The organism is Lysobacter sp. Root76 (genome assembly GCF_001428685.1).
Lineage (GTDB): Bacteria > Pseudomonadota > Gammaproteobacteria > Xanthomonadales > Xanthomonadaceae > Lysobacter.
On record NZ_LMIK01000008.1, the window covers coordinates 379,957 to 402,468 of the forward strand.

The following is a 22,512-nucleotide window of genomic DNA, read 5'->3' on the forward strand; positions in this document are numbered from 1 at the left end:
TCCACTGCGGGCAGGCGCCGCGGCCATAATCGTAACGAGGAACTTCACCCACAATAGGCGGGGAGTAGCCGACTATCGGATAGACCGGAGCCATTGACCCAGCCACGAAAGATCGGCCTTGCCGGTACTTGCGGACGCCCTGTTCATAGGCTCCGAAGTACATACTGGCCGGTACGAGCGAATCCCCATGAGCCAGCTGCCGCCCAAACCTAAACCCGAGTCCGCCGCCGTGCAGCGCCGCGTGCATCGCCGCCGTGGCGCGCGCGTGAGCGAGGGCCTGGATGCGATCGCCGCCGAAGTGCCGATCGCCTTGGTCTACAACGGCATCTCGTTCGCGGTGATGATGGCCACGCCCGAGGACCTGGGCGACTTCGCCCTGGGCTTTTCGCTCAGCGAGGGCATCGTCGCGAGCGCGGACGAACTGCGCATCGATGAGATCGCCGCATCGCTGGAAGGCATCAGCCTGCAACTGACGATACCCGAGCCGCGCGCCGCCGCGCTCGAACAACGCCGGCGCAATCTGCAAGGGCGCAGCGGTTGCGGCGTATGCGGCACCGAGAGCATCGAAGCCGTGCTGCGGCCGCCGCCGCGAGTCGGCGGCAGCGCACCGATCAGGGTCGACGCCCTGCACCGCGCCCTGCGCGAATTGCAGGGACGCCAGCCGCTCAACGCCCTGACCGGCGCCACCCACGCCGCGGCCTGGGCCGACGGCGACGGCCGCGTGGCGCTCGTGCGCGAGGACGTCGGCCGCCACAACGCGCTCGACAAACTGATCGGCGCACTGGTCGCGGCCGGACACGATCCGCTGCAGGGTTTCGCCGTGGTCACCAGCCGCGCCAGCTACGAAATGGCGATGAAAGCCGCACAGGCCGGCATTCCGCTGCTGGCCGCGATCTCCGCGCCGACCGCGTTGGCGATCGCGCTGGCGGAATCGGCCGGCCTGACCCTGATCGGCTTCGCCCGCGACGACGGGCATGCCGTCTACACCCATGCGCAGCGTCTGATCGAAGGCGAGGCGCAGCCAACGCAGGCCGCGCGCCCACACGCACGCAAAGCCACGGAATCGAAGTCATGAGCAAGAAAACCATCCGCCCCTACGATGGCCCGGCCGGCGGCTGGGGCGCCTTGCGCAGCGTCGCCAAGCACCTGCTGGAACAGGACGTGCCGGTGCACGGCGCGCGCACCCTGCTGTCGGCCAACCAGCCCGACGGCTTCGACTGCCCCGGCTGCGCCTGGCCCGACCGCGACCACACCTCCACCTTCGAGTTCTGCGAGAACGGCGCCAAGGCCGTCGCCGCCGAAGCCACGCGCCATCGCGCCACACCGGAACTGCTGGGCGGGTACACCGTGGCCGAGCTGGCCGGCTACAGCGATCAATGGCTGGAAAACCTGGGCCGCCTGACCCATCCCATGCGCTGGGACGCGGCCAGCGACCGCTACCTGCCGATCGGCTGGGACGAAGCCTTCGCCCGCATCGGCGCGCACCTCAACGCGCTGGACTCGCCCGACCGCGCGCTGTTCTACACCTCCGGGCGCTGCAGCAACGAGGCCGCGTTCCTGTATCAGCTGTTCGTGCGCGAGTACGGCACCAACAACTTCCCCGACTGCTCGAACATGTGCCACGAGCCCTCGGGCACGGCCATGAAGGCCCAGCTCGGGACAGGCAAGGGCACCGTGCAGCTGCGCGATTTCGAAATCGCCGAGGCGATCCTGATCTTCGGCCAGAACCCGGGTACCAACCACCCGCGCATGCTCGGCGAGCTGCGCAAGGCGGCCAAGCGCGGTGCCGCGATCGTATCGTTCAACCCTCTGCGCGAGCGTGGGCTGGAGCGATTCGCCGACCCGCAGGACAAGCTGGAGATGCTGCATAACGGCTCGACCCGGATCTCGTCGGATTATTTCCAACTGCGCATCGGCGGCGACCTGGCCGCGGTCAAGGGCATGATCAAGCGCACCCTCGAAGTCGACGCGCAGGCGCAACGCGAGGGCGGCGAGCGGATCCTCGATCTCGATTTCATCGCCGAACACACCCAGGGCTTCGAAGCGTTCGCGGCCGAAGTCGCCGGCGAGTCCTGGCAGACCATCGAAACCGAATCCGGCCTCAGCCGTGCCCAACTCGAACGCGCCGGAGATATCTATCTGCAGGCCAAGAGCGTGATCTGCTGCTGGGGCATGGGCATCACCCAGCACAAGCATTCGGTCGCGACCATCCAGATGCTCTGCAACCTGCTGCTGTTGCGCGGCAATATCGGCCGGCCCGGCGCCGGCCCCTGCCCGGTGCGCGGCCACAGCAACGTGCAGGGCGATCGGACCATGGGCATCTACGAGAAGCCGGCGCCGGCCTTCCTCGACCGGCTGCGCGAGGTGTTCGGCTTCGAGCCGCCGCGCCAACACGGCCACGACACCGTCGGCGCGATCGAGGCCATGCTCGACGGCCGCTGCAAGGCCTTCTTCGGCCTGGGCGGCAATTTCGCCACCGCCACCCCCGACACCGAGGCCACCCATCGCGCGTTGCGTGGCTGCGACCTGACCGTGCACGTGACCACCAAGCTCAACCGCAGCCATCTGGTGCACGGACGCGACGCCTACATCCTGCCCTGTCTGGGCCGCACCGAGATCGACATCCAGGACGGCGCACCGCAGGCGGTCACGGTCGAGGACTCGATGAGCATGGTCCACCTCTCGGCCGGCATCAACGCGCCGGCCTCGGACAGCCTGCTGTCGGAGCCGGCGATCGTCGCGCACCTGGCCGCGGCGACCCTGGGCGCGCGCAGCAAGGTGCCGTGGCTGTGGCTGATCGGCGACTACGACCGCATCCGTAACCGCATCGCCGCGGTGTTCGACGACTTTCACGATTTCAACGAGCGCGTGCGCGTGCCCGGCGGCTTCCATCTGCCCAATCCGGCCGCCGAACTGCACTGGACCAACCCCGAGGGCAAAGCTCTGTTCAAGGCCCACGCGGTGCCGACCGACCTGCCGCTGCACCGCGCCCGCGCCAGCCGCGAGCAACCGGTATTCAACCTGGCCACCACGCGCTCGCACGACCAGTACAACACCACGATCTACGGCAGCGACGACCGCTACCGCGGCGTGTTCGGCGAGCGCCGGGTGCTGTTCATCCATCGCGACGACATCGCCGAACTGGGCCTGCAGGCCGGCGACTGGGTCGATCTGGAAAGCCTGTGCGAGGACCAGGTGCGGCGCATCGCGCGGCGCTTCCTGCTGGTCGAATACGACATCCCGCGCGGCTGCCTGGCCGCCTACTACCCCGAGACCAACGCGCTGGTGCCGCTGTCGAGTTTCGCCGACGAAGCGCGCACGCCGACGTCCAAGTCGATCCCGGTGATCGTGTACGCGCATCAGCCGCAGCCGGCGCAAGGCCTGCAATCGGCGCGGGACATCGGCTTTGTCCGAGCTGACTGAGCCGCTGCTGGCGGCGCTGGCCGGCGAGCCGGCCGGGGTCTCGCTGCCGCGCCTGTGCAAACGCCTGCGTGTGCGCATGAGCGTGCTGCTGCGCGAGCTCGCCTGGATCGGCGAAGACGCGATCGGCGGCGAGGCCGGCCCCGGCTGGGTGCGGGTGGAAACACAGGGCGAAAGCCTGGTGGCCATCCTGACCGAGCGCGGGCGCGAACGCCTGACTCAGGGCGACATCGGGCGCTGACCGCGTCGCGCGCAATTCGAGTCCACGGACGCTTCACCTCGCAAGGCTATGCTTTGCCTTCATACCCGCTGAAGCAGCACCGCTGGAGCAGGCCATGGCCGTCGAAGGCAGCACCGTGATCCCGTCCCTGCGCTACCGCGACGCCGCCGCGGCGATCGAGTGGCTGTGCGCAGCGTTCGGTTTCGAGAAACACGCGGTCTACGCCGACGGCGCGACCGTGCATCACGCCGAACTGAGCTACGGCCGCGGCATGATCATGCTCGGCTCGGTCGACGACCACAGCGAGTGGGGCCGGCGCATCGTCCAACCCGACGAGATCGGCGGCCGCGAAACCCAGGCCTGCTCGGTGATCGTGGCCGACGCCGACGCCCACTACGCTCGCGCCAAGGCGGCCGGTGCCCGCATCGAAGTCGAACCCGCCGATCAGGACTACGGCGGTCGCGCCTACACTTGCCGCGATCTCGAAGGCCGGATCTGGTGGTTCGGCACCTACAACCCATGGATGGCCAAGACCCAATGAGCCCCGCACGCCGCAGTACCGGTTCCGCCCCCGCGGACCTGTTCGCCACGCCCGCCGCGGCCGACAGCGCCGGCGTTCCTTCCGTGCACGGCATCCGCATCGGCATCGGCGGCTGGACCTATGCGCCATGGCGCAACAACTTCTACCCAGCCGGACTGGTGCAGCGGCGCGAGCTGGAATACGCCAGCCGTCAGCTCAGCAGCATCGAGATCAACGGCACCTTCTATAGCGCGCAGAAGCCGGCGACCTACGCCAAATGGGCGGCGGAAACGCCGCCCGCGTTCGCGTTTTCGCTCAAGGCGCCGGGACGGATCACCCAGTCCGGCGCACTGGCGCGCAACACCAAGGCGGCGCAGGCCTTCGTCGACGGCGGCCTGGCCGAGTTCGGCGAACGCCTGGGACCGATCCTGTGGCAGCTAGCGCCCAGCCGCAGCTTCGACCGCGACGATGTCGCCGCCTTCCTCGACGGCCTGCCGCGCGAACTGGAAGGACGTGCGCTGCGCCACGTGCTGGAAGTGCGCCACGACAGTTTCCGCGATCCGGCCTACCTGCAGCTCGCGCGCGAGCGCGGCGTCGCCACGGTATTCACCGATTCGACCGAATACCCTTCGCTGGCCGATATCACCGGCGATTTCGTCTACGCGCGGCTGATGCGCTCGCGTGCCGACATAGCCACCGGCTATTCCGAGGCCGAACTCGACGACTGGGCGCGCCGCGCGCGCGAATGGGCCGGCGGCGGCGATCCCGCCGAATTGCCGCATGTCGCCGCTGCCGGCGAAGCCGGCGCACGGCCGCGCGAGGTCTATCTGTATTTCATCAGCGCCGCCAAGGCCCGCAATCCGGCCGCGGCGATGGCGCTGCTGCAGCGCCTGGGCGCGCGCTGACTCCGCCTCTGCGGCCAGGCGCGAGCGTCCGCACGGCGGGCATGGCTAACGGCACTGTCCCTCGCCCGCCGCGCGGGCGAGGCTGCGGCACTCCACGTCTTCCCCGCAACGCGAGAACGCGCCATGGTCAGCCGTCGGGATTTCCTCGCCACCACCACCCTCACCGCCACCGGACTGGCGCTCGCGCCGCTGGCGGCCTGCAGCCAGGATACGCCGCGTCCGCTGAGCGTCGACCCGAAAAAGCCGGCCGGCGCGCTGACCGCGGAGCAACCGTTCCGCGGCACCCTGCTCAAACGGGCGATTCCCTCCAGCGGCGAACAGCTGCCGGTCATCGGCATGGGCACCTCGGGCAGCTTCGAAGTAGGCGCCGGCGCGGATGCACGCGAGCCGCTGCGCGAAGTGCTCAAGCGCTTCGTCGATGCCGGCGCCAGCGTGATCGACACCGCGCCGACCTATTCCAGCGCCGAGGACGTGCTCGGCGATCTGCTCGCGCAGGCGCAGGCGCGTCCCAAGCTGTTCCTGGCCACCAAGCTCTCCGGCGTGAGCGGGCGCGAGGAAGGCCTCGCTCAGTTCGGCGAGTCGCTGCGCAGGCTGAAGACCGACAAGATCGACCTGCTGCAGGTCCACAACCTGCGCGACACCGCCACCCAGCTGGCGCTGGCGCGCGAGCTCAAACAGCAGGGCAAGGTGCGTTACGTCGGCCTGACCCATTACCGCGACGACGCCCAGGCCGAGCTCGTGGCCGAGATGCGCGCGCGCAAGCCGGACTTCGTCCAGATCAACTACTCGCCGGTATCGCGCGGCGCCGAACGGACCATCTTCCCGCTCGCGCGCGAGCTCGGCATCGCGGTGATGGTCAACCGCGCGTTCGAGGACGGCCGCCTGTTCGCGCAAGTTCGCGACAAGCCGGTGCCGGATTGGGCCGCCGAGGTCGGCGCCGATTCCTGGGCGCAGCTGTTCCTGAAGTTCGTGCTCAGCGAGCCGGCGGTGACGGTGGTGATCCCGGCCACCTCCAAGCCCAAGAACCAGACCGACAATCTCAAGGCCGGCGTCGGCGCCCTGCTGGACGCAAAACAACGCACAGCCCTGATCGCGGCGATCGGCTGAGCCGCGCATGAGCCGCGCCGCGACGCTGCGCCACCTCGCCCGCCTGTTCGGCGTCGACGAGCGCGAGACCGCACCGGCGCTGGCCGGCGCCGCGCTGTTCTTCCTGCTGTTCGCCGGCTATTTCATGCTGCGCCCGGTGCGCGAGACCATGGGCATCGCCGGCGGCGTCGACAACCTGCAGTGGCTGTTCACCGGCACCTTCGTCGCCACGCTCGCGGCCATGCCGCTGTTCGGCTGGCTGGCCACGCGCGTGCGGCGCCGGCACGTGCTGCCCTGGACCTTCGGCTTCTTCGCCCTGAACCTGATCGGTTTCGCGATCGGCTTCCATTGGGCGCCGGACAATCTGTGGTTCGCGCGCAGCTTCTACATCTGGCTGTCGGTGTTCAACCTGATCGCGATCTCCTTGGCCTGGAGCGTGCTCGCCGATCTGTTCCCGACCTCGCAGGCCAAGCGCGTGTTCGCCCTGATGGCCTCCGGCGCCAGCCTGGGCGGATTGGTCGGCCCGCTGCTGGGCGTGATCCTGGTCGGCCGGATCGGCCATGCCGGATTGCTGTGGCTGTCGGCGGCGCTGCTGATCGCCGCGATCGAGGTTGCGCGACAGCTGCAGGCGTGGCGCGACGCCCACCCCTTCCATGCCGACTCCAGCGCCGCGGCGCGGGCACGGCCGCTGGGCGGCAGCCCGTTCGCGGGCTTCACCGACGTGCTGCGCTCGCCATTCCTGCTCGGCGTCGCGCTGTTCGTGCTGCTGCTGGCCAGCGTCAACACCTTCCTGTATTTCGAACAGGCGCGGCTGGTCGAATTGACCTTTCCCGACCGCACCGACCAGACCCGCGTGTTCGGCACCATCGACGTCGTCGTGCAGAGCCTGGCGATCGGATCGCAGCTGTTCCTGACCGGGCGCCTGGCGCAGCGGCTGGGTGTCGGCGTGCTGCTGGTCGTGGTGCCGCTGGCGATCGTGTTCGGCTTCTTCTGGCTGGCGCTGGCGCCGACCTTCGCGGTGCTGGCGGTGGTGATGGTGGTGCGCCGCGCGGGCGAGTACGGACTGGTGCGGCCCGGCCGCGAGATGCTGTTCACCGCGGTGTCGCCGCAGGCCAAGTACAAGGCCAAGAACTTCATCGATTCGGTGGTCTATCGCGGCGGCGACGCGGTCAGCGGTTGGGCCAAGGCCTTGACCGACGCCGTCGCCCAGCAGCCGGCCCTGGCCGCGCTGATCGGCGCGGCGCTGTCGCTGGCCTGGGCCTGCACCGGCGCGGGGCTCGCGCGCTCGCACGCGCGGCAGGCCGCCGCACAAGAGTCCCCGATCGGCGAAGCCGCTGCGCGCGCGAGCTAGCTTGCGCTCACAGCGCCGCCTCCAGCGCGTCCAGGTCGGCGCCGACGATCAGTTCCAGGTTGCGGCTGACCTTGTCCGCATCCCAATCCCACCAGGCGATGCGCAGCAGCCGCTGCACTTGGATCTCGTCGTAGCGCATGCGCACCACCCGCGCCGGATTGCCGGCGACGATCGCATAGGCCGGCACGTCCGAACTCACCACCGAACGCGCGGCCAGGATGGCGCCGTCGCCGACCCGCACGCCGGGCATCAGCATGGCCTCGTAGCCGATCCAGACGTCGTTGCCGACCACGGTGTCGCCCTTGTACGGCAGTTCCTGCGGCAGGGGCGTGCTGCCTTCCCAACCGTTGCCGAAGATGTGGAAGGGATAGGTCGAAAACCCCGACATGCGGTGGTTGGCGCCGTTCATGACGAAAGTGGCGCCGCGCGCGATCGCGCAATAGCGACCGATGATCAGGCGGTCGCCGATGAACGGGAACAGGTACAGCACGTTGCGGGCGAAGCCCTCGGAATCCTCGGGATCGTCGTAGTAGCTGTATTCGCCGACCTGGATCTGCGGGTTGTCGATCGTGTTGCGGATGTAGCAGATCTGCGGAAAGCCGCGCATCGGATGCGGGTCGTTGGGATCGGGGCCGTGCATGCGGGCTCCTGCGTGCGTGACGAGCCGCAAGTATGCCAGCCGCCCGCGCCGCACCGGATTCACTGCATTTCGTTGACGCCGTAGATGTCGTAGCGCCCGATGCGTCCGACGCGCGCGACCGCGTCCTGCACCGGCTTGCGCGCGATCAGTTCGGCCTTGCGCGCGCGCCAGGCCCGGTCCTCCGGCAAAGGCTCGGCGACGCGGAAGATCTGCAGCCACTCCAGTACGCCGCTGCGCTCCGTCGGCGATGCCAACAGCTCCAGCAGCGCCGACTCGGCTTCGTCCAGGCGTGCGGACACCAGCAGCGCGTCCAGATAGATTTCCTGTGCATCCTTGCGGTGCTCGCGCAGATAAGCCAATGCGCGCCCGGTGCCATCGGCGTCGTCCTTCAGCAAGGCGCCGCGCAGTTGTACGAAGGTCTGGGTCATCCGTCCGTAGCCGGTCATGTCGTCGCCCGCGCGCGCGGCGGCGACCAAGGCTTCATCGGCGCGCCCCAGGGAGGTGTAATAGCTCCCCAGATTCAGGGCCTGACTGACATTGCCGGCGCCGCCTTCCTTGTATCGGCTGGCGCGTTGGAGCTCCAGCAGCGCCTCGTCGAAACGGCCGAGCCGGCGCAGGGCGATGGCGCGGTTGTTCATCAACCAGACCTCGTAGCCCATGTCCCTGTAGGGCGCTCGATCGGCGGGCGCTTCGGCGATGCTCGCCAACACTCGATTGGAATAGGCCAGAGCCTCTTCGAAGCGGCCTGCGGTCAACAGGGCATAGCTGAGGTACATGCTCAGCTCCAGCGAGTCGGGCCGCGTGTCCACCAATGAACGGTAAAGGTCCACCTCACGCGCGGCGGCATTCTCGACGTCGTAGTCGGAGGCACTGCAGTCGACGATCGCATCGAAACGTTTGTCGGCGCGCAGCTTGACCAGTTCCATGGGCGTGGAGATGCGGCGGATCGCCACGCGCGCGGCGTCGGTTTCGCCGCGATCCATGCGCATCAGCGCCAGCTCGTACCAGATCGCGCTCACGCCCTGCCCTTTGCGCCACCAATTCGCATCCAGCAGCGCTTGCAACAGATCCAGACGCAGCTGCGAGCGCGGCTCGAGCCGATAGATCAGCTGAAAGATGTGGCTATCGTCGAGATTGTCCAACAGCTCCGGCCAATGCTCGATCAAGTGGATCAGCGATCTGGTAGCCGCCTCATGGTCTTCCCGCATGCGTTCCAGGTTGGACAGCATGTACCAGTCGTCCGGATCGCCGGGATCGGTGGCGATGGCGCGCCGATACAGCTCGAGTGCGCGCTGGGTCTGATCCAGGCGCCAGGCGTTGGAGCCGGCCGCCGACAAGGTACGGCGCTGATCGTCCACGGACAGGCGGGCGAAGCGGGGATCTTCGATGGCCGCGCTGAGCGCCCGATCCGCCTCCTTGCGGTAGGCGCATTCGGCCAGGGTCAACGCGACCAGCCGGCGCTGATCGTAGGTCCGGAACAGGAAGGGCTTACGCGCGCGCTCCGCGGCGACGGCCAGCGCGCCGAGGTGCTCGCAATCGACTCCGGCGTCCGCGAACGCCGTTGGGCTGAACCCTATAACCAGACTCAGGGCGATGCTCGCCCCGACAAGCTTGCCGCGCATGCCGTCCCCTGCCGGCGCATCGCGCCGGTCCTACCCCAGATGCGGGCAGGTTAACCGAACCGCCACGGCCCGTAGCGTGTTCCGGCGCAAGGCGAGCCGTTCTAGTGCTAGCCCGCGCGACGACGCGCGGTGGCTGTCCACCGCGCGCCGCCCCGGCTCAGTAGGCGATGCTGAAACGGCGGCGGCTGTGCGCCGGGTTCTCCAGCTCGTCGATCATCGCCACCGCGTAGTCCTCGACCGAGATCTTGCTGTCGCCCCGTTCGTCGACCAGCAGTTGCTCGCCACCGATGCGGAAGCGGCCGGTGCGTTCGCCGGGGGCGATCAGCGCGGCCGGGCTGAAGAAGGTCCAGTCCAGCGACGGCTCCGCGCGCAGGGATTCGAGCACGTCGCGTCCGGCCAGTGCGGTGTCCTTCCATTGCGCCGGGAATTCCGGGGTATCGACCAATTGCAGGCCGGGCGCGACCTCCAGGCTGCCGGCGCCGCCGACCACCAGCAAACGCGGCACGCCGGCATGCTTGGTCGCGGCGACGATCGCGGCGGTGCCGCGATTGTGGTAGCCGCGCACGTCGTCCTGGGCGTGGCCGCTGAAGGCGCTGATCACGGCGTCGTGGCCGGCCAGCTGAGGGGCCAGGCGTTCGACATCGAGCACGTCGGTGCCGAGCACGGTCAGGCCCGCGGCGGGCTCCAGCCGCTCCGGGCGGCCGACCAGGGCGGTGACGCGGTGGCCGCGCGACAGGGCTTCGTTACGCAGCGCAGAGCCGATGAAGCCGCTGGCGCCGATCAGGGCGATGTTCATGGGATTGCTCCGGGTGGGTTGAGTGGGTTTAGTATTCCGAATACAAGACCACCCGATAATCCCTCGAATTTCGCTATCACTATGAAGCTGGACTTCACGATAGACCGCCTCAAGCGCATGGCCCTGTACGCCCGCGTGGTCGAACTGGGCTCGATGAGCGCGGCCGCGCGCGAGCAGGCCATGACCCCGTCGGCGGTCAGCCAGCAGCTGCGCCGGCTGGAGGAGGAGATCGGCGTGGCCCTGCTCCACCGCTCCACCCGCAAGCTCACCACCACCGAAGCCGGGCAGGCCTACTACGAGGACTGCGCGGCGATGCTGCACGCCGCGCGCGCGGCCGAGCGCCGACTCGGCGACCTGCGCGACGAGCCGCGCGGCGAATTGCGGATCGCGGTGCCGGTGGGTTTCGCCAGCCACCTGGCCGGCGCGCTGGCGCCGCTGCTGCACGCGCATCCGGCGCTGTCGCTGCGCCTGTTCGCCGAGGACCGCCAGATCGACCTGATCGGCGAACGCATCGACCTGGCGGTGCGGGTGGGCCGGCTGGTCGATTCCAACCTGGTCGCGCGCCGTCTGGCCGAGTGGAACTACCTGCTCGCGACCACGCCCGCCTACGCCCAGGCGCACGGGCTGCCGCGCACGCCGGAGGAACTGGGCCAGCATCCGATGCTGATGCTGAGCGTGATCAATCAGCCCGAGTACGTCGAACTGCACCGCCCAGGCGAACCGATGCGGCGCGTGCGCGTGGGCGGCCGCATCGTCGGCAACAGCGCCGAGGCGCTCAAGCAGATGATGCTGCAGGGCCTGGGCATCATGCGTTTGCCCGGTCCCGACGCGGCGCCGCTGCTGGCCGACGGCCGTGCGGTGCGCGTCCTGCCGGACTGGTCGATGGCGCCGCTAGGCGTGTATGCGGTCACCGCCCAACGCGAGTCGCAGCCGGCCAAGGTACGGCTGGCGATCGCCGCGCTGCAGGCCTACCTGGCCGACTGAGTCACGCCCACTGGGTCATGCCCCCTGGGTCATGCCGACTGAGGCATGCCCACCGAATCAGCCCAATCGCGCCAGTGCGCGCACCGGGAAGGTGCCGGCGCCGCACACCTTGGGCGGGATCGCGCTGAACGCGAAGCCTTCGTCCGGCAGCGCGGCGAGGTTGCGCAGATGCTCGACGATCAGAATGTCGGCGCCGAGCAAGGTGCTGTGCACCGGCCGCGCGCGGCCGCGGGTGTCGTCGATGTTCATCGAGTCGATGCCGACCAGCTTGGCGCCGCAGTCGCGCAGATAGGCCGCCGCGTCTTCGGTCAGGAACGGATGCCCGACCGCATAGCTGGGATCGGCCCAGTGCGCGTCCCAACCGGTGTGCACCAGCACCGCGCGGCCGCGGATTTCCTTGTCGCGGAACCAGGACGCGTCGATGGCCTTGACCTCGCGGTGGTCGGCGCGCACCACGATGCCGTCGAGATCGGCGAAGGCTTCGGCTTCGATCTGGGCCAGGTCGTGGCCGTGCTCGTAGCGGTGGAACGGGCAGTCGAGATAGGTGCCGGTGTTGGCGACCATCTCGATGCGCGCGATGTGGAACTCGGTGCCGGCCTCGTAGACCTCGCGCGAGGCCTCGCGGCTGAGGTAGTCGCACACGCGCGCCGCCGGCAGGCCCGGGTAGGTGACCAGGCCGTCCTCGATGGTGTGGCTGAGATCGACGTAGATCCGCCGCCCCGGCCCGGCCGCATCGGCCTTGCGCTTGTGCGCCTCGACGATGACCGCCTTGTTGAGGATGCGCGCCTGCCCGACCATCAGCAGGCGCAGATCGCGGACGATGTAGTCGACCAAGGCGGAGTCGGCGATGTCGTCGCCGTCGATGTCGAGGCGGAAGTCCTGGCCCTGGATGCCGCCGCCGTTGGTGAACTCGATTTCGAAGTCGAAGCGGACGCGGTGCTGCACGGGATCGCGATGGGTATCGTTCATGGGTCCGTGCTCTCTCAGCGACCGCTGCGCTGGCTCAGCGCGACGCTGCCCAGGATCATCGCGCCGGCGATGCCCATGGTCAGGGTCAGCGGTTCGTCCAGCAGCAACCAGGCCCAGGCCACGCCGAACACCGGGATCAGATAGGTCACGGTCGAAGCGCGGTTGGCGCCGATGCGCGCGATCAGGCGGTAGTACATGACGAAGGCCGCACCGGTGCAGAGCACGCCCAGCATCGCCGCCGACAGCCACGACTTCATCGGAATCGCCTGCGTGGGCCATTGGTTGAGCGCGAACGGCAGGGTCAGCAGCGCCGAGACGCCGAGCGTGGCCGAGGCGACCGCGGCCGGCGGCAGACCGGTCAGGTGACGGCGCACCAGGTTGATGCCGATGCCGTAGAGGAAGGCCGCACCCGCGCCCGCCGCCACCGCCCAGCTGATGCTGGCGCCGGCGGTCTTGCCGCTGGCCAGCACCACCACGCCGAGAAAGCCGACCAGCAAGGCCACGCCGCGGCGCGCGCCGATCTTCTCGCCGAAGAACAGGAACCCGACCAGCGCCGTGAACAGCACCGTCATCGCATTGGCGATCGCGCCGATCCCAGCCGGCGCGCGTTGCGCGGCCCAGGCGAACAGCATGAAGGGCACCGCCGAGTTGATCGCGCCGATCAGGGCGATCTTCGGCCACAGCTTGGCCGGGAACTGTGCGCGCGCGCGCCACAGGAAAGGCAGCAGCACCAGCGAGCCCAGCGCCAGACGCACTTCGACCAGCGGCATCGCGCCGAAGTCGTGGACGGCGATACGCATGAACAGGAACGAGGCGCCCCAGATCGCGCCCAGCACGCCCAGTTCCAACGGCGTCATCCAGGCCTGCGTCGCAGGCGTCTCCAGGGGTACGGCGGTATCGATCGAAGGCATGACGGGACTCGCATGGGGGCGGTGGGGTGGTGCGGTCTTGCGCTGCGATGCGCTGCAGGTGGAGGCCGATCGGGTGCTGCCGGTTTCGCTGCGCGAGCATGGACCCGGATCGGCAGGCCGCGGTCGCACTACGGGCCGGCTTTGGCAACAGCCAGATTTCTGGCTGAGACCATTGTCCTCACCCTAGCCGGCATCACAAGCGCATACTTTGGAGGTCAGGCACAAACTGGATTTGAGGCTAGCCATGGCCCTGCGTTCCGACCTGTTACCGGCGTTGGCGGCGTTCGAAGCCGCCGCCCGTCACCAGAATTTCGCCCACGCCGCCGAGGAGCTGCACCTGACCGCGAGCGCGGTCAGCCACCACGTGCGCAAGCTGGAAGCGCGGCTGGAAGTCAGCCTGTTCCAGCGCCACGCGCGCGGCGTGTCGCTGACCACCGAAGGCCGCCAGCTCGCCGACGCCGCGGGCTCGGCGATGGCGGACATGGAAGGCGTGCTGCGCAGCCTGCGGGCGGCGGGCGCCGAGCACGACCGTATCCGCATCACCACCCTGCACTCGTTGGCCTACACCTGGCTGCTGCCGCGCATGCCCGGCTTCGTCGCCGCGCATCCGCAGCTGTGCTTGAGCGTGGACACCGAGATCGCCCTGACCCGTTTCGACGAGGGCGGCCCCGACCTGGGCATCCGCCACGGCCCCGGCCACTGGCCGGGCCTGACCGCGCACCACCTGATGGACGACTACCTGTTCCCGGTCGCCTCGCCCAATTTGCCGGGCGTGTCCGAACTCGGCGAAGCCGCGCACGTCGCGCGCCTGCCGCTCATCTCCGACCACGCCCGCCAGGGCTGGCACGACTGGTTCCGCGCCGCCGAAGTGCATGGTGTCAAGCTCAACGAACGCTACAGCTTCAGCGATACCACCGATGCGCTACAAGCCGCGGTGTACGGCCTGGGCGCGGCCCTGGCGCGCGAACAGGTCGCCGTACCCTACCTGCGCTCGGGCCATCTGGTGCGCCTGCCCGGCCCCTCGGTCAAGGCGCGCTGGGGCTACTACGCCGTGTACCCCGCGCACCGCCGCCTACGCGCTTCGGCGCGACTGTTTCTGGATTGGTTGCTGGCGGTGGAGAAAGACTGAAGCAACGCCTGCGCTTCGGGGCAGGAGCGGCGTAAGCCGCGACCCGGAACCCTGCCTGCCATCGTTGGTTTCGTCGCGCGCGAGGATTCGCGGTCGCGGCTTACGCCGCTCCTACCCCAGCCTCCACGAGGCATGGCATCCACACGCTGCGCTTTCTGTGGGAGCGACGTAAATCGCGATTGCATGCCAACGCGGCGATCAGCGGGATCGATCGCGACTTACGTCGCTCCCACCATGAACCCGGTCGGCATCGTAATTTCTGAATCGCGGGCGGCCGGTTGAGGAGAATCGACGTGCTACCCGGCACTCCGATGGCTTCACCCATTTTTCGAGCGCATCGGACCAGAGGCTAGCGTCGAGGCCGATGTCCGGCCGCATGGAGAATCCGGGCTATCCCTGCGCTTCAAGGCCGGCGACCGTATCGTCGCGCTCGGCGAGGCCGGCTATTTCGAAGGCGGCGGGATGTACAAGGTCGCGATCGAAGTGCGACCGGACTTGTCGGCCCAGATCGATGCGGGCTTCAAGAGCGCTGCCTCTTACTGAACCGCCCCGCTTCGGGGTAGGAGCGGCGTAAGCCGCGACCGCGAATCCTCGCATGCGACGAAACCAACGGCGGCCGGCGTGGTTCCGGGTCGCGGCTTACGCCGCTCCTACCCTTGCTTGCGTCGCGGCTTCTTCTTCGCCGGCGCATTCGCCTTGCGCAAAGCCGCCGCGTAGGCCAGGTCCAGCCACGGCCGCAGGTCTTCGGCGGAGTCCAGCGCCGATTCCGGCACCGACCAATAGCTCAACGCGATCGGCTCTTTCTGTTTGAGGTAGACGAACGGCGCGCAGCCCGCGGCTTCGAACTGCGCGCGGCTGACCTCGTCGACCTTGAGATACAGCGCGTCGTCGTCGACCAGGGCGAAGAACACGCCGTCGCGGTACAGGCCGTGACAGCCGAACATGCGCCGTACCGTGACCGTGCCGATGCCGGTCATCAGATCGCGCAGGTAGTCGAGGTAGTCGTTGCTCATGCCTGCTGCTCCTTCCGGCGCGGACGCCGGAAGGATACGCGCATCCATTGCGATCGGACCGTACCGATCAGGCCGCGCCTCTTAGAAGCGATGCCACAGCCTGACGAAGTAGGCCGCGCCGTTGAGGCCGAACTGGACGCTGTCGAAGACGTGGCCGTTGTCGGTTTCGTTCGGGTCCTGACGGGTCGGCTTGACGTCGAACACGTTGGCGCCGCCGACGGTGAGCTTGGTGTTCTCGCCGAAGGCGTAGGTCACGCTGATGTCGGCCGAGGTCTTGGCGTCGTAGCGCGCGTTGGGCACGCCCGCGGCGGTGCCGGAGAAGGTGCCCAGGGTCTGCGGACCGAAGTAGATCACCTTCAGGTCGCCTTCCCAGGCGCCGCGCGAGTAGTCGAAGCCGACCACGGCCTTGGACTTGGGCGCGCCCTGCTCGATGAACAGCCGCTCGCGTTCGGACAACAGCACGTCCTCGCGGCCGACCAGGGCCGGCGGCGCATGGATGCCGGTGACCTTGGTGCGGTTGAGGTTGAGCGCGACGAAGGTGCCGAGCTTGCCGCCGCCCCACTCGGCCTCGTGGTTGAAGGTCAGGTCCAGGCCCTCGGTCTTGGTGTCGACCGAGTTGACGAAGAACTGCGCCTGGCCCACGCCCAGCGAATCCAGGATCGGTCCGATGGTCGGATCGGTGGTATCGAAGCGGCCGCTGAGCACGATGCGGTCGTCGATGTTGATGCGGTAGGCATCGAGGGTGAACGAGGTGTTGGCGGTCGGCGACCAGGTCAGGCCGAGGGTGTAGTTCTTCGAGGTCTCGTCCTTCAGCAGCGGCAGGCCCGCGGCGTTGGCGATGGTGCCGCCGTTGGGCGCGATCACCACGTCGACCGGTTCGCCGTTGATGAAGTCGGTGATGGTCGAGGAGAAGAATTTCTGCTGCAGCGACGGCGCGCGGAAGCCGGTGCTGGCCGAAGCACGCAGCATCAGCGTATCGGTGGCGCGGAAACCGGCGGCGAGCTTGCCGGTGAGGGTGTCGCCGAAATCGCTGTAGTCCTCGTAGCGCAGCGCGAAGGCGGTGGTCAGGCGATCGGTGAAGTCGGCTTCGAGGTCGACGTAGGCCGCCCAGCTGTCGCGCTCGTGGCTGCCGGCGTCGCTGGGCTGGAAGCCCGGGAAGCCCTGGCTGCCGGCGTTGCCGCCGTTGCCGACGCCGTCGGCATCGATGTAGGAGCCCGGTTCGCCGGCGAAGATGCGGTAGCGCTCGTCGCGGCGCTCGGCGCCGAAGGCGACGTTGAAACCGTGGAAGACGCTGTCGAAGTAGCGGCTGACGTCGAAGTTGTAGGTGTTCTGGCGGAACGAGAAGCCGCCGGCGTCGAAGCTGCTGGCGCTGACGCCGCGGCCGCCGTTGAGCAGGTCGAGGTTGGCGATCGAAGCGTTGAGGGTGTGGTTGATGTCGTAGCGCAGCTCGTTGTAGCCGTAGGTCGCCGACAGGTCGGCCTGCCACTCGCCGATGTCCCAGCGCAGGCCGAGGGTGCCGAAGCGGTCCTCGAGATCGCCGTCGATGAAGGGCACGAAGCCGTTGGGGTACATGGCTTCGGAGTTGCGCGACGGGATGTCTTCCGAACCGATGCCCTCGCGCGCGAACGCAGCCGAAGACGCATCGCGGTTCTGGAGGCCGGCGGTGAAGTACAAGGTCGCGTTCTCGGTCAACGGCTTCTCGCCATTGAGGAACAGGGTCTGATTGCGGATCTTGGAGTCGCCGATGATGCGCGGGCTGCCCTTGGGTTCGGAGCGGTCGGAGCGGCCGCGGTCCTGGTACTCCAGGGTGATGCCGAGCACGCCGTCGCTGCCCAGGCCGACGCCGCAGTAACCCGAGGCCAGCCAGTTCTCGCCGTCGCCGCGCGAGTACTGGCCCCAGCCGGCGACCGCTTCGCAGCCCTTGCGCTTCTTCAGGCTGATGTTCATCACGCCGGCGATCGCGTCCGAGCCGTACTGGGCGGCGGCGCCATCGCGCAGGATCTCGACGCTGTCGATCGCCATCAGCGGCAGGGTGTTGAGGTCGGTGCCGGTGTTGCCGCGGTTGCGCGCGCCGAACAGGTTGACCAGCGCCGTGGTGTGGTGGCGCTTGCCGTTGACCAGCACCAGGGTCTGGTCCGAACCCAGGCCGCGCAGCGCGGCCGAGTCGATCAGGTCGGCGCCGTCGGCGCCGGTCTGGCGGGTGGAATTGAACGAGGGCGCGGCGTATTGCAGCGACTGCGCCAGATCGAACTGGGCGCCTTCCTCGGTGGCCTGCGCCATCGGCAGCACGTCCACCGGCGAGATCGAGGCGGTATCGGACGATCGCTGGCTGCGGCGCGAGCCCAGCACCGACACGGTGTCCAGGGTCTTGGCCTCGCTGGCCGGCTCGGCCGGCGCTTGGTCCTGAGCGAGGACCGGAGCGCTGACGGCGAGGCCGCCGGCCAGGCAGAGTGCGTAGTGGACGGCGCGGAACAAACGGGTGCGGTGCTGCGTCATTGGCCTAACCCCAGGGACCGGAATTGGCGCCTAGCCTAAGCCGACTCGCCCCCGAATGGCCAAATTTCGTGAAGGTTTCGCTAAAAATCTGCAAAGTAGTTCCGGTATAAGCGGGCCGGTCCGCTCTCAGCCGGTCCGCTCTCAGCCGGCCCGCTTTCAGCCGGCCCGATCTTAGCCCGCCCGTCTCAGCCCGCCCGCCGGCCCCGCCCCAGCAGGCGGTCGATCCCGAGCAGGCCGGCACCGAACGCCAGGAACAGGACCAGCACCCCGACCGCGTTGCGCAGCACGGCCAGCCAGCCCAGCACGCCCACGTCCAGGAACGGATACGGGTATTCGTGCGCGACCGCCCCGCGCAAAAACACCCAGACCACGTACAAGGCCGGAAACAGCAGCCAGCGCCACAGGTCGCGCCGGCCCAGCGCGCCGTGCGGCACCGCCAGCAGCCACCAGGCCAGGTACAGCGCCGGCACCGCGTAATGCAGGCCCGAATCCACCCACCACTGCGCGCCCTGCGGCTGCCAGAGGTGGCGCAGGACGGTGACGTAGACCGTGCCGGTGACGCCGATCGCCAGCGCGATCCCGCCGCGCAAGCGCGCGCTCGCCAGCCAGCGCGCCAGGCGCGAGCCGCCGCCGGACACCGCCACGGCGCAGGTCGCGGCGACCAGCAGGTTGCTGAGGATGGTGAAGTAGCTCAGATACCGCACCGTCGCCAGCGCCGGCCCGATCGTGTCCAGGGTCAAACGCACCAGCAGCCAGTACTGGCCGATCAGGGCCGCCAGCGAGACCGCGGCGACCAGGGCGGCGAAGGCGCGGCCGAGCGGACCGACAGGGTTCGCTGCGGCGGATCCGAATGCGGAAGGGGCATCGCTGACTGGCATGGCCGTGCGCTCTCCTTGTGCTTGCGGCGCAGCTTCGCACGCGCCGGCACACGGCGCATCGCGACCACGGGCGATAATGAGGCTCCACCCGCGACCGCCGAACCGATGACCCCGACCACGAAGGCGCAAGTCCAGATCCACTTCTGCGTGCTGTTGTGGGGCTTCACCGCGATCCTGGGCAAACTGATCTCGCTGCCGGCACTGCCGCTGGTGTGGTCGCGCATGCTGATCGTGGTGGTCGCGCTGGCCCTGTTGCCCAAGGTCTGGCGCGGGCTTCGGGCGATGCCGGCGCGGCTACTGTGGTCCTACGCCGGCATCGGCGTGCTGGTGGCGCTGCACTGGCTGACCTTCTACGGCGCGATCAAGCTCGCCAACGCTTCGGTCGCCGCGACCTGCATCGCTCTGGCGACGGTGTTCACCGCCCTGATCGAACCCAAGCTGGCCAAGCGCCCGTTCTCCAAGCGCGAACTGGCCCTGGGCGTGGCAGTGCTGCCCGGCGTGGCCCTGGTGGTCGGCGGGGTGCCGCACGAGATGCGCGCGGGGATCGCGGTCGGTGCGCTGTCGGCGCTGCTGGTGGCGCTGTTCTCCTCGCTCAACAAACGCCTGGTCGAACACGGCGACCCGCTGACCGTGACCGCGCTGGAACTCGGCGCCGGCACCCTCGCCCTGACCGCGCTCGCGCCGGTCATGCCGCTGCTGTTCTCGGCCTTCGCCGGCGAACTGCTGGTGCTGCCGGGCCTGCGCGACACCGTGCTGCTGGTGATCCTGTCGCTGGTCTGCACCCTGCTGCCGTTCGCGTTGTCGCTGGTCGCGCTGCGCCACATGACCGCGTTCGCGGCCCAGCTCGCGATCAACCTTGAGCCCGTGTACGCGATCGTGCTCGCGATCGCCCTGCTCGGCGAGCAGCGCCAGCTCACCGGCCTGTTCTACTTCGGCGTGGCGATCATCCTGTCGGCAGTGTTCGTGCATCCGCTGATCAGCCGCCCGCGTGCGGTGTCGCAGCCGGAGCTGCTGGGGACGGCGGAAGCCAAGAGCGTGTCCGAGTAGGAATCGCCGACACCACTGGACGTGCTGCCGTTCGTGCGAGCCCGTCGAATCAGGAATGAGGATTCCGGTTAACGCCCCGCAAGCCTAGACGTGCTGATCGAGCATGATCACATTGCCGTCGGGGTCCGAAAGGATAATGTGCGCCGGTCCGACGGTGTCCGGGTCTGCGCGAGTGGTGATCCCGACGCCTTGCTCATCCAGCGACTTCTGCATATCGCGAACATCCGCAAAGGACGCCAGCGGATTCGCGCTCTGGTCCCAGCCCGGATTGAAGGTCAGGATGTTCTGGTCGAACATGCCCTGGAACAAACCGATGACGGTCGATCCGTTCTTGAGGATCAGCCAACCCTGCGATTGATCGCCGCCGAAGACGGAGAAGCCGAGCTTCTCGTAGAACGACTTGGAGACCTCAATGTCTTTCACCGCGAGGCTGACGGAAAACGCGCCGAGTTCCATAAGTCACGCTCCACGTGGTTTGAGACCGAGGCCAGCCTAGCACCCGAGCCTAACCACCTAGCCCCCCGGCATGGAGCAACGGACTAACCGCTAGAGCTGCCACAAACCGTGATCGTTTCCGCCCTGGAGATAAATGGCGAAAGTCCCGTGCCCGGGAATCGGCGTGGGCTCCACCGCGATGAAACCGCCCGCCTGCACCACGGCAGCGACGGCCGCCTCGATGTCCTTCACCAGCCAATACGGCCGCACCACCGGCTCCTCGGTCGCACGCAAGGGCGCACGCACCCCTACCCATCCGCCTCTGGCCAGCAGCGCGGTACGCGCGTGGCCCAAGCCGGCATCGGGCTCGCCGAACTTCACTCCGTTAGCTGCTTCGTATGCGGCGCACACCGCATCCACGTCCTTGGTCACGACTTCGAGATACTGGATCTGCATGCGCTATACCTCCGACATTGCGAATTGGGCCGGGCGATACATCGCTGGCCTCCAGAGCGCCTCGTCGGGAACGGGCGCGAGCTTTTGTAGATGACGGCCGATCGAATTGAACTAAGCAAAGCCGCGAAGCGGCTTCGGCTTGAATGAATTATTAAGCCCCACGCACTGCCGTGTAAATGACACTACCGACGAGACCGAGAAGACTAACTATGAAGCCAGTGCCAGAAAGCCTGGCAATCCAAACAATCGCGCGGGTGGGAAGGGAGTAGCTCTCGACAGATTGGATTGGCACCCACGGAAGGAAGAGGCGAGCACGCATGAGGTGCGGGCGGCGCGTAAGAAGTTTTCCGAACGTGGAAAAGCCAAAGACCTCACCAAGGACGTGCTCGTCCGAGCGCATTGCAAATCTAACGATCCAGCCCAAGGCCAGATGCACGCCCATGCAAAGGCCGGCCAACGCAAAGAATAGATCTGGTGCGAATGTTTCCATGGAGCTTAACGCCTGAATTAAGCCGAGCCGCGAAGCGGGTTCGGCTTGAATGAATTGTTAGGGCGCGGAGCAGACATACCCACGCGCCGTTGACCACTTCTTGCCGAAATGACCCAAGAACTTCTCCGAGATTGCCCTCGCGGCAACAAAGTCACTTGAGTCTGACCTTACGTAGGAGACAAAGCTGACGCAATTGGGAGAATAAGTGTCCAGCCCTACAAAAGTAACGTTGTCTTTTTGATACCTACGATGCTCCGGATGGTCGCTGTGCAGCTTGTATCCACGGCTCTCAAGGAAAGCACCCATTTCCAGTAAGGCCTCCCTCTCACTCGTTCAAACAAGTACCTGGGCTTGTACTACCGGCGAGTAGCTTTGCTGGGAGTACGTGCAAGCTACCGCTAGCGAGATGATTGCCACAGCGAGCATATGACGCTTCATAGCGGCCTAACACCTGAATTAAGCCGAGCCGAAAAGCGGCTTCGGCCTGAATGAATTGTTAGGCCGCATCGCTAGGGCGGTGCGACCAGTGTGATGCCAGGCTCGTCACTGAGGATAGCGCGCAAGTCGGCGTCGAGCTTTGCTACTGAAGCAGCAGTGTCTGGATTTTTGAAGATGCGTTTCCAGAAAGGAACCTCTGCCATTGGGAAGCAGTACCAGATGAGGTTCTCGTTGGGAGGTGGCGGGTCACCAGGCTGCGCGGTGCCATAGTCCACCATGCTGCCGCAGCCGACCCAGAGCATGAATGGATCGCGGGAGCACATGAGGCAACGGCCCCAGTCCTCAGCGATGATTGGCTCAATGTCGTAGCCACGCCTCTCAAATTGCGATTTGAGCCATTGGGCAAGCTGACGGCCATACATCCGAGGGTTGATCTCCTCATCCTCGCCGGGCTCGACCTCGAATAAGGTTGACGTGAAGTGATAACCGTCCATGCAGCCTAACGCCTGAATTGAGCCGAGCCGCGAAGCGGCTTCGGCTTGAATGAATTTTTAGAGCCCGCCAAGACGCCGGCAAGCTCGCCACTAAGTGCACCCCAGACTGCCGTGACAGTGGACCGGCCCACCTGAGCCGCTTGAAACAACGCCAGCCCCGACGGGCTGAGGGTATAGAACTTTCCTTGAGCTTCAACTAGGCGGCAAGCTAC

21 protein-coding genes are annotated in these 22,512 nt (G+C 67.6%); 10 read left to right on the forward strand and 11 right to left on the reverse strand.

All coding sequences use genetic code 11. The annotated features are described in order from the left end of the window. Window positions 1-187: 187 nt before the first annotated feature. From fdhD to ASE10_RS17220, 7 genes are all read left to right on the forward strand, one after another. Window positions 188-1,075: a formate dehydrogenase accessory sulfurtransferase FdhD gene (gene fdhD / locus ASE10_RS17190; RefSeq protein WP_056305780.1), complete on the forward strand. Its 888-nt coding sequence runs from the start codon at window positions 188-190 to the stop codon at window positions 1,073-1,075. Continuing rightward, window positions 1,072-3,423 (forward strand): FdhF/YdeP family oxidoreductase, encoded by a 2,352-nt coding sequence (locus ASE10_RS17195; protein WP_056305782.1) that lies wholly within the window; start codon window positions 1,072-1,074, stop codon window positions 3,421-3,423. The genes fdhD and ASE10_RS17195 overlap by 4 nt, the downstream gene beginning before the upstream one ends. Beyond that, window positions 3,407-3,661 carry a hypothetical protein gene (locus ASE10_RS17200; RefSeq protein ID WP_157480995.1) on the forward strand — a complete coding sequence of 85 codons (255 nt, stop codon included), beginning with the start codon at window positions 3,407-3,409 and terminating at the stop codon, window positions 3,659-3,661. Before ASE10_RS17195 ends, ASE10_RS17200 begins: the two co-directional genes overlap by 17 nt. Before the next feature lie 94 nt (window positions 3,662-3,755). Further along, window positions 3,756-4,181 (forward strand): VOC family protein, encoded by a 426-nt coding sequence (locus tag ASE10_RS17205; RefSeq protein WP_056103161.1) that lies wholly within the window; start codon window positions 3,756-3,758, stop codon window positions 4,179-4,181. Next, a complete protein-coding gene (locus tag ASE10_RS17210; RefSeq protein ID WP_056305784.1) occupies window positions 4,178-5,065 on the forward strand; it encodes a DUF72 domain-containing protein in 888 nt (295 codons plus the stop codon). Before ASE10_RS17205 ends, ASE10_RS17210 begins: the two co-directional genes overlap by 4 nt. A 123-nt stretch (window positions 5,066-5,188) precedes the next feature. Then, entirely contained in the window at window positions 5,189-6,172 is a 984-nt protein-coding gene (locus tag ASE10_RS17215) for an aldo/keto reductase (RefSeq protein WP_056305786.1), read from the forward strand. 7 nt (window positions 6,173-6,179) lie between these two features. Continuing rightward, entirely contained in the window at window positions 6,180-7,502 is a 1,323-nt protein-coding gene (locus tag ASE10_RS17220) for an MFS transporter (RefSeq protein WP_056305788.1), read from the forward strand. Between the two features lie 7 nt (window positions 7,503-7,509). On the opposite strand, the gene ASE10_RS17225 is transcribed toward ASE10_RS17220, so the two are convergent. The 3 genes from ASE10_RS17225 to ASE10_RS17235 all read right to left on the reverse strand — a co-directional run bounded on the left by ASE10_RS17225 (window position 7,510) and on the right by ASE10_RS17235 (window position 10,560). Next, window positions 7,510-8,142 (reverse strand): CatB-related O-acetyltransferase, encoded by a 633-nt coding sequence (locus ASE10_RS17225; protein WP_056305790.1) that lies wholly within the window; start codon window positions 8,140-8,142, stop codon window positions 7,510-7,512. 59 nt (window positions 8,143-8,201) lie between these two features. Next, window positions 8,202-9,764 carry a tetratricopeptide repeat protein gene (locus ASE10_RS17230; RefSeq protein ID WP_056305793.1) on the reverse strand — a complete coding sequence of 521 codons (1,563 nt, stop codon included), beginning with the start codon at window positions 9,762-9,764 and terminating at the stop codon, window positions 8,202-8,204. A 157-nt stretch (window positions 9,765-9,921) separates the two neighbouring features. After that, window positions 9,922-10,560, reverse strand: a complete 639-nt coding sequence (locus tag ASE10_RS17235; RefSeq protein WP_056305795.1) for an NAD(P)-dependent oxidoreductase — start codon at window positions 10,558-10,560, stop codon at window positions 9,922-9,924. Window positions 10,561-10,641: 81 nt separating this feature from the next. Here ASE10_RS17235 and ASE10_RS17240 point away from each other — a divergent pair, with 81 nt between their 5' ends. After that, the gene (locus tag ASE10_RS17240; protein ID WP_200945822.1) at window positions 10,642-11,544 is read left to right on the forward strand and encodes a LysR family transcriptional regulator; all 903 of its coding nucleotides are present in this window, start codon (window positions 10,642-10,644) and stop codon (window positions 11,542-11,544) included. Window positions 11,545-11,601: 57 nt separating this feature from the next. On the opposite strand, the gene ASE10_RS17245 is transcribed toward ASE10_RS17240, so the two are convergent. Further along, window positions 11,602-12,513, reverse strand: coding sequence for a cyclase family protein (locus tag ASE10_RS17245; RefSeq protein ID WP_056305796.1), 912 nt, complete (start codon window positions 12,511-12,513; stop codon window positions 11,602-11,604). 14 nt (window positions 12,514-12,527) lie between these two features. After that, the gene (locus tag ASE10_RS17250) at window positions 12,528-13,424 is read right to left on the reverse strand and encodes a DMT family transporter (protein ID WP_056305798.1); all 897 of its coding nucleotides are present in this window, start codon (window positions 13,422-13,424) and stop codon (window positions 12,528-12,530) included. A gap of 244 nt (window positions 13,425-13,668) precedes the next feature. Between ASE10_RS17250 and ASE10_RS17255 the strand changes: the two genes are divergently transcribed. After that, window positions 13,669-14,553: a LysR substrate-binding domain-containing protein gene (locus tag ASE10_RS17255; RefSeq protein ID WP_055901308.1), complete on the forward strand. Its 885-nt coding sequence runs from the start codon at window positions 13,669-13,671 to the stop codon at window positions 14,551-14,553. A gap of 650 nt (window positions 14,554-15,203) precedes the next feature. Here ASE10_RS17255 and ASE10_RS17260 read toward each other — a convergent pair. The 3 genes from ASE10_RS17260 to ASE10_RS17270 all read right to left on the reverse strand — a co-directional run bounded on the left by ASE10_RS17260 (window position 15,204) and on the right by ASE10_RS17270 (window position 18,940). After that, window positions 15,204-15,566 (reverse strand): TfoX/Sxy family protein, encoded by a 363-nt coding sequence (locus ASE10_RS17260; RefSeq protein ID WP_056305800.1) that lies wholly within the window; start codon window positions 15,564-15,566, stop codon window positions 15,204-15,206. Between the two features lie 81 nt (window positions 15,567-15,647). Beyond that, the gene (locus ASE10_RS17265) at window positions 15,648-18,062 is read right to left on the reverse strand and encodes a TonB-dependent receptor (RefSeq protein WP_082559573.1); all 2,415 of its coding nucleotides are present in this window, start codon (window positions 18,060-18,062) and stop codon (window positions 15,648-15,650) included. 185 nt (window positions 18,063-18,247) lie between these two features. Beyond that, window positions 18,248-18,940, reverse strand: coding sequence for a Pr6Pr family membrane protein (locus ASE10_RS17270; RefSeq protein ID WP_200949796.1), 693 nt, complete (start codon window positions 18,938-18,940; stop codon window positions 18,248-18,250). 105 nt (window positions 18,941-19,045) lie between these two features. On the opposite strand from ASE10_RS17270, the gene ASE10_RS17275 reads away from it, so the two are divergent. Beyond that, window positions 19,046-19,987 (forward strand): DMT family transporter, encoded by a 942-nt coding sequence (locus ASE10_RS17275; protein WP_056305801.1) that lies wholly within the window; start codon window positions 19,046-19,048, stop codon window positions 19,985-19,987. Window positions 19,988-20,071: 84 nt separating this feature from the next. On the opposite strand, the gene ASE10_RS17280 is transcribed toward ASE10_RS17275, so the two are convergent. The 3 genes from ASE10_RS17280 to ASE10_RS17295 all read right to left on the reverse strand — a co-directional run bounded on the left by ASE10_RS17280 (window position 20,072) and on the right by ASE10_RS17295 (window position 22,300). Then, window positions 20,072-20,443, reverse strand: coding sequence for a VOC family protein (locus ASE10_RS17280; protein ID WP_055901318.1), 372 nt, complete (start codon window positions 20,441-20,443; stop codon window positions 20,072-20,074). 90 nt (window positions 20,444-20,533) lie between these two features. Beyond that, on the reverse strand, window positions 20,534-20,878 hold the full coding sequence (locus ASE10_RS17285) for a hypothetical protein (protein ID WP_055901321.1): 345 nt from the start codon (window positions 20,876-20,878) through the stop codon (window positions 20,534-20,536). A 999-nt stretch (window positions 20,879-21,877) separates the two neighbouring features. Beyond that, window positions 21,878-22,300, reverse strand: coding sequence for a hypothetical protein (locus ASE10_RS17295; protein ID WP_055901328.1), 423 nt, complete (start codon window positions 22,298-22,300; stop codon window positions 21,878-21,880). Between the last annotated feature and the right edge of the window lie 212 nt (window positions 22,301-22,512).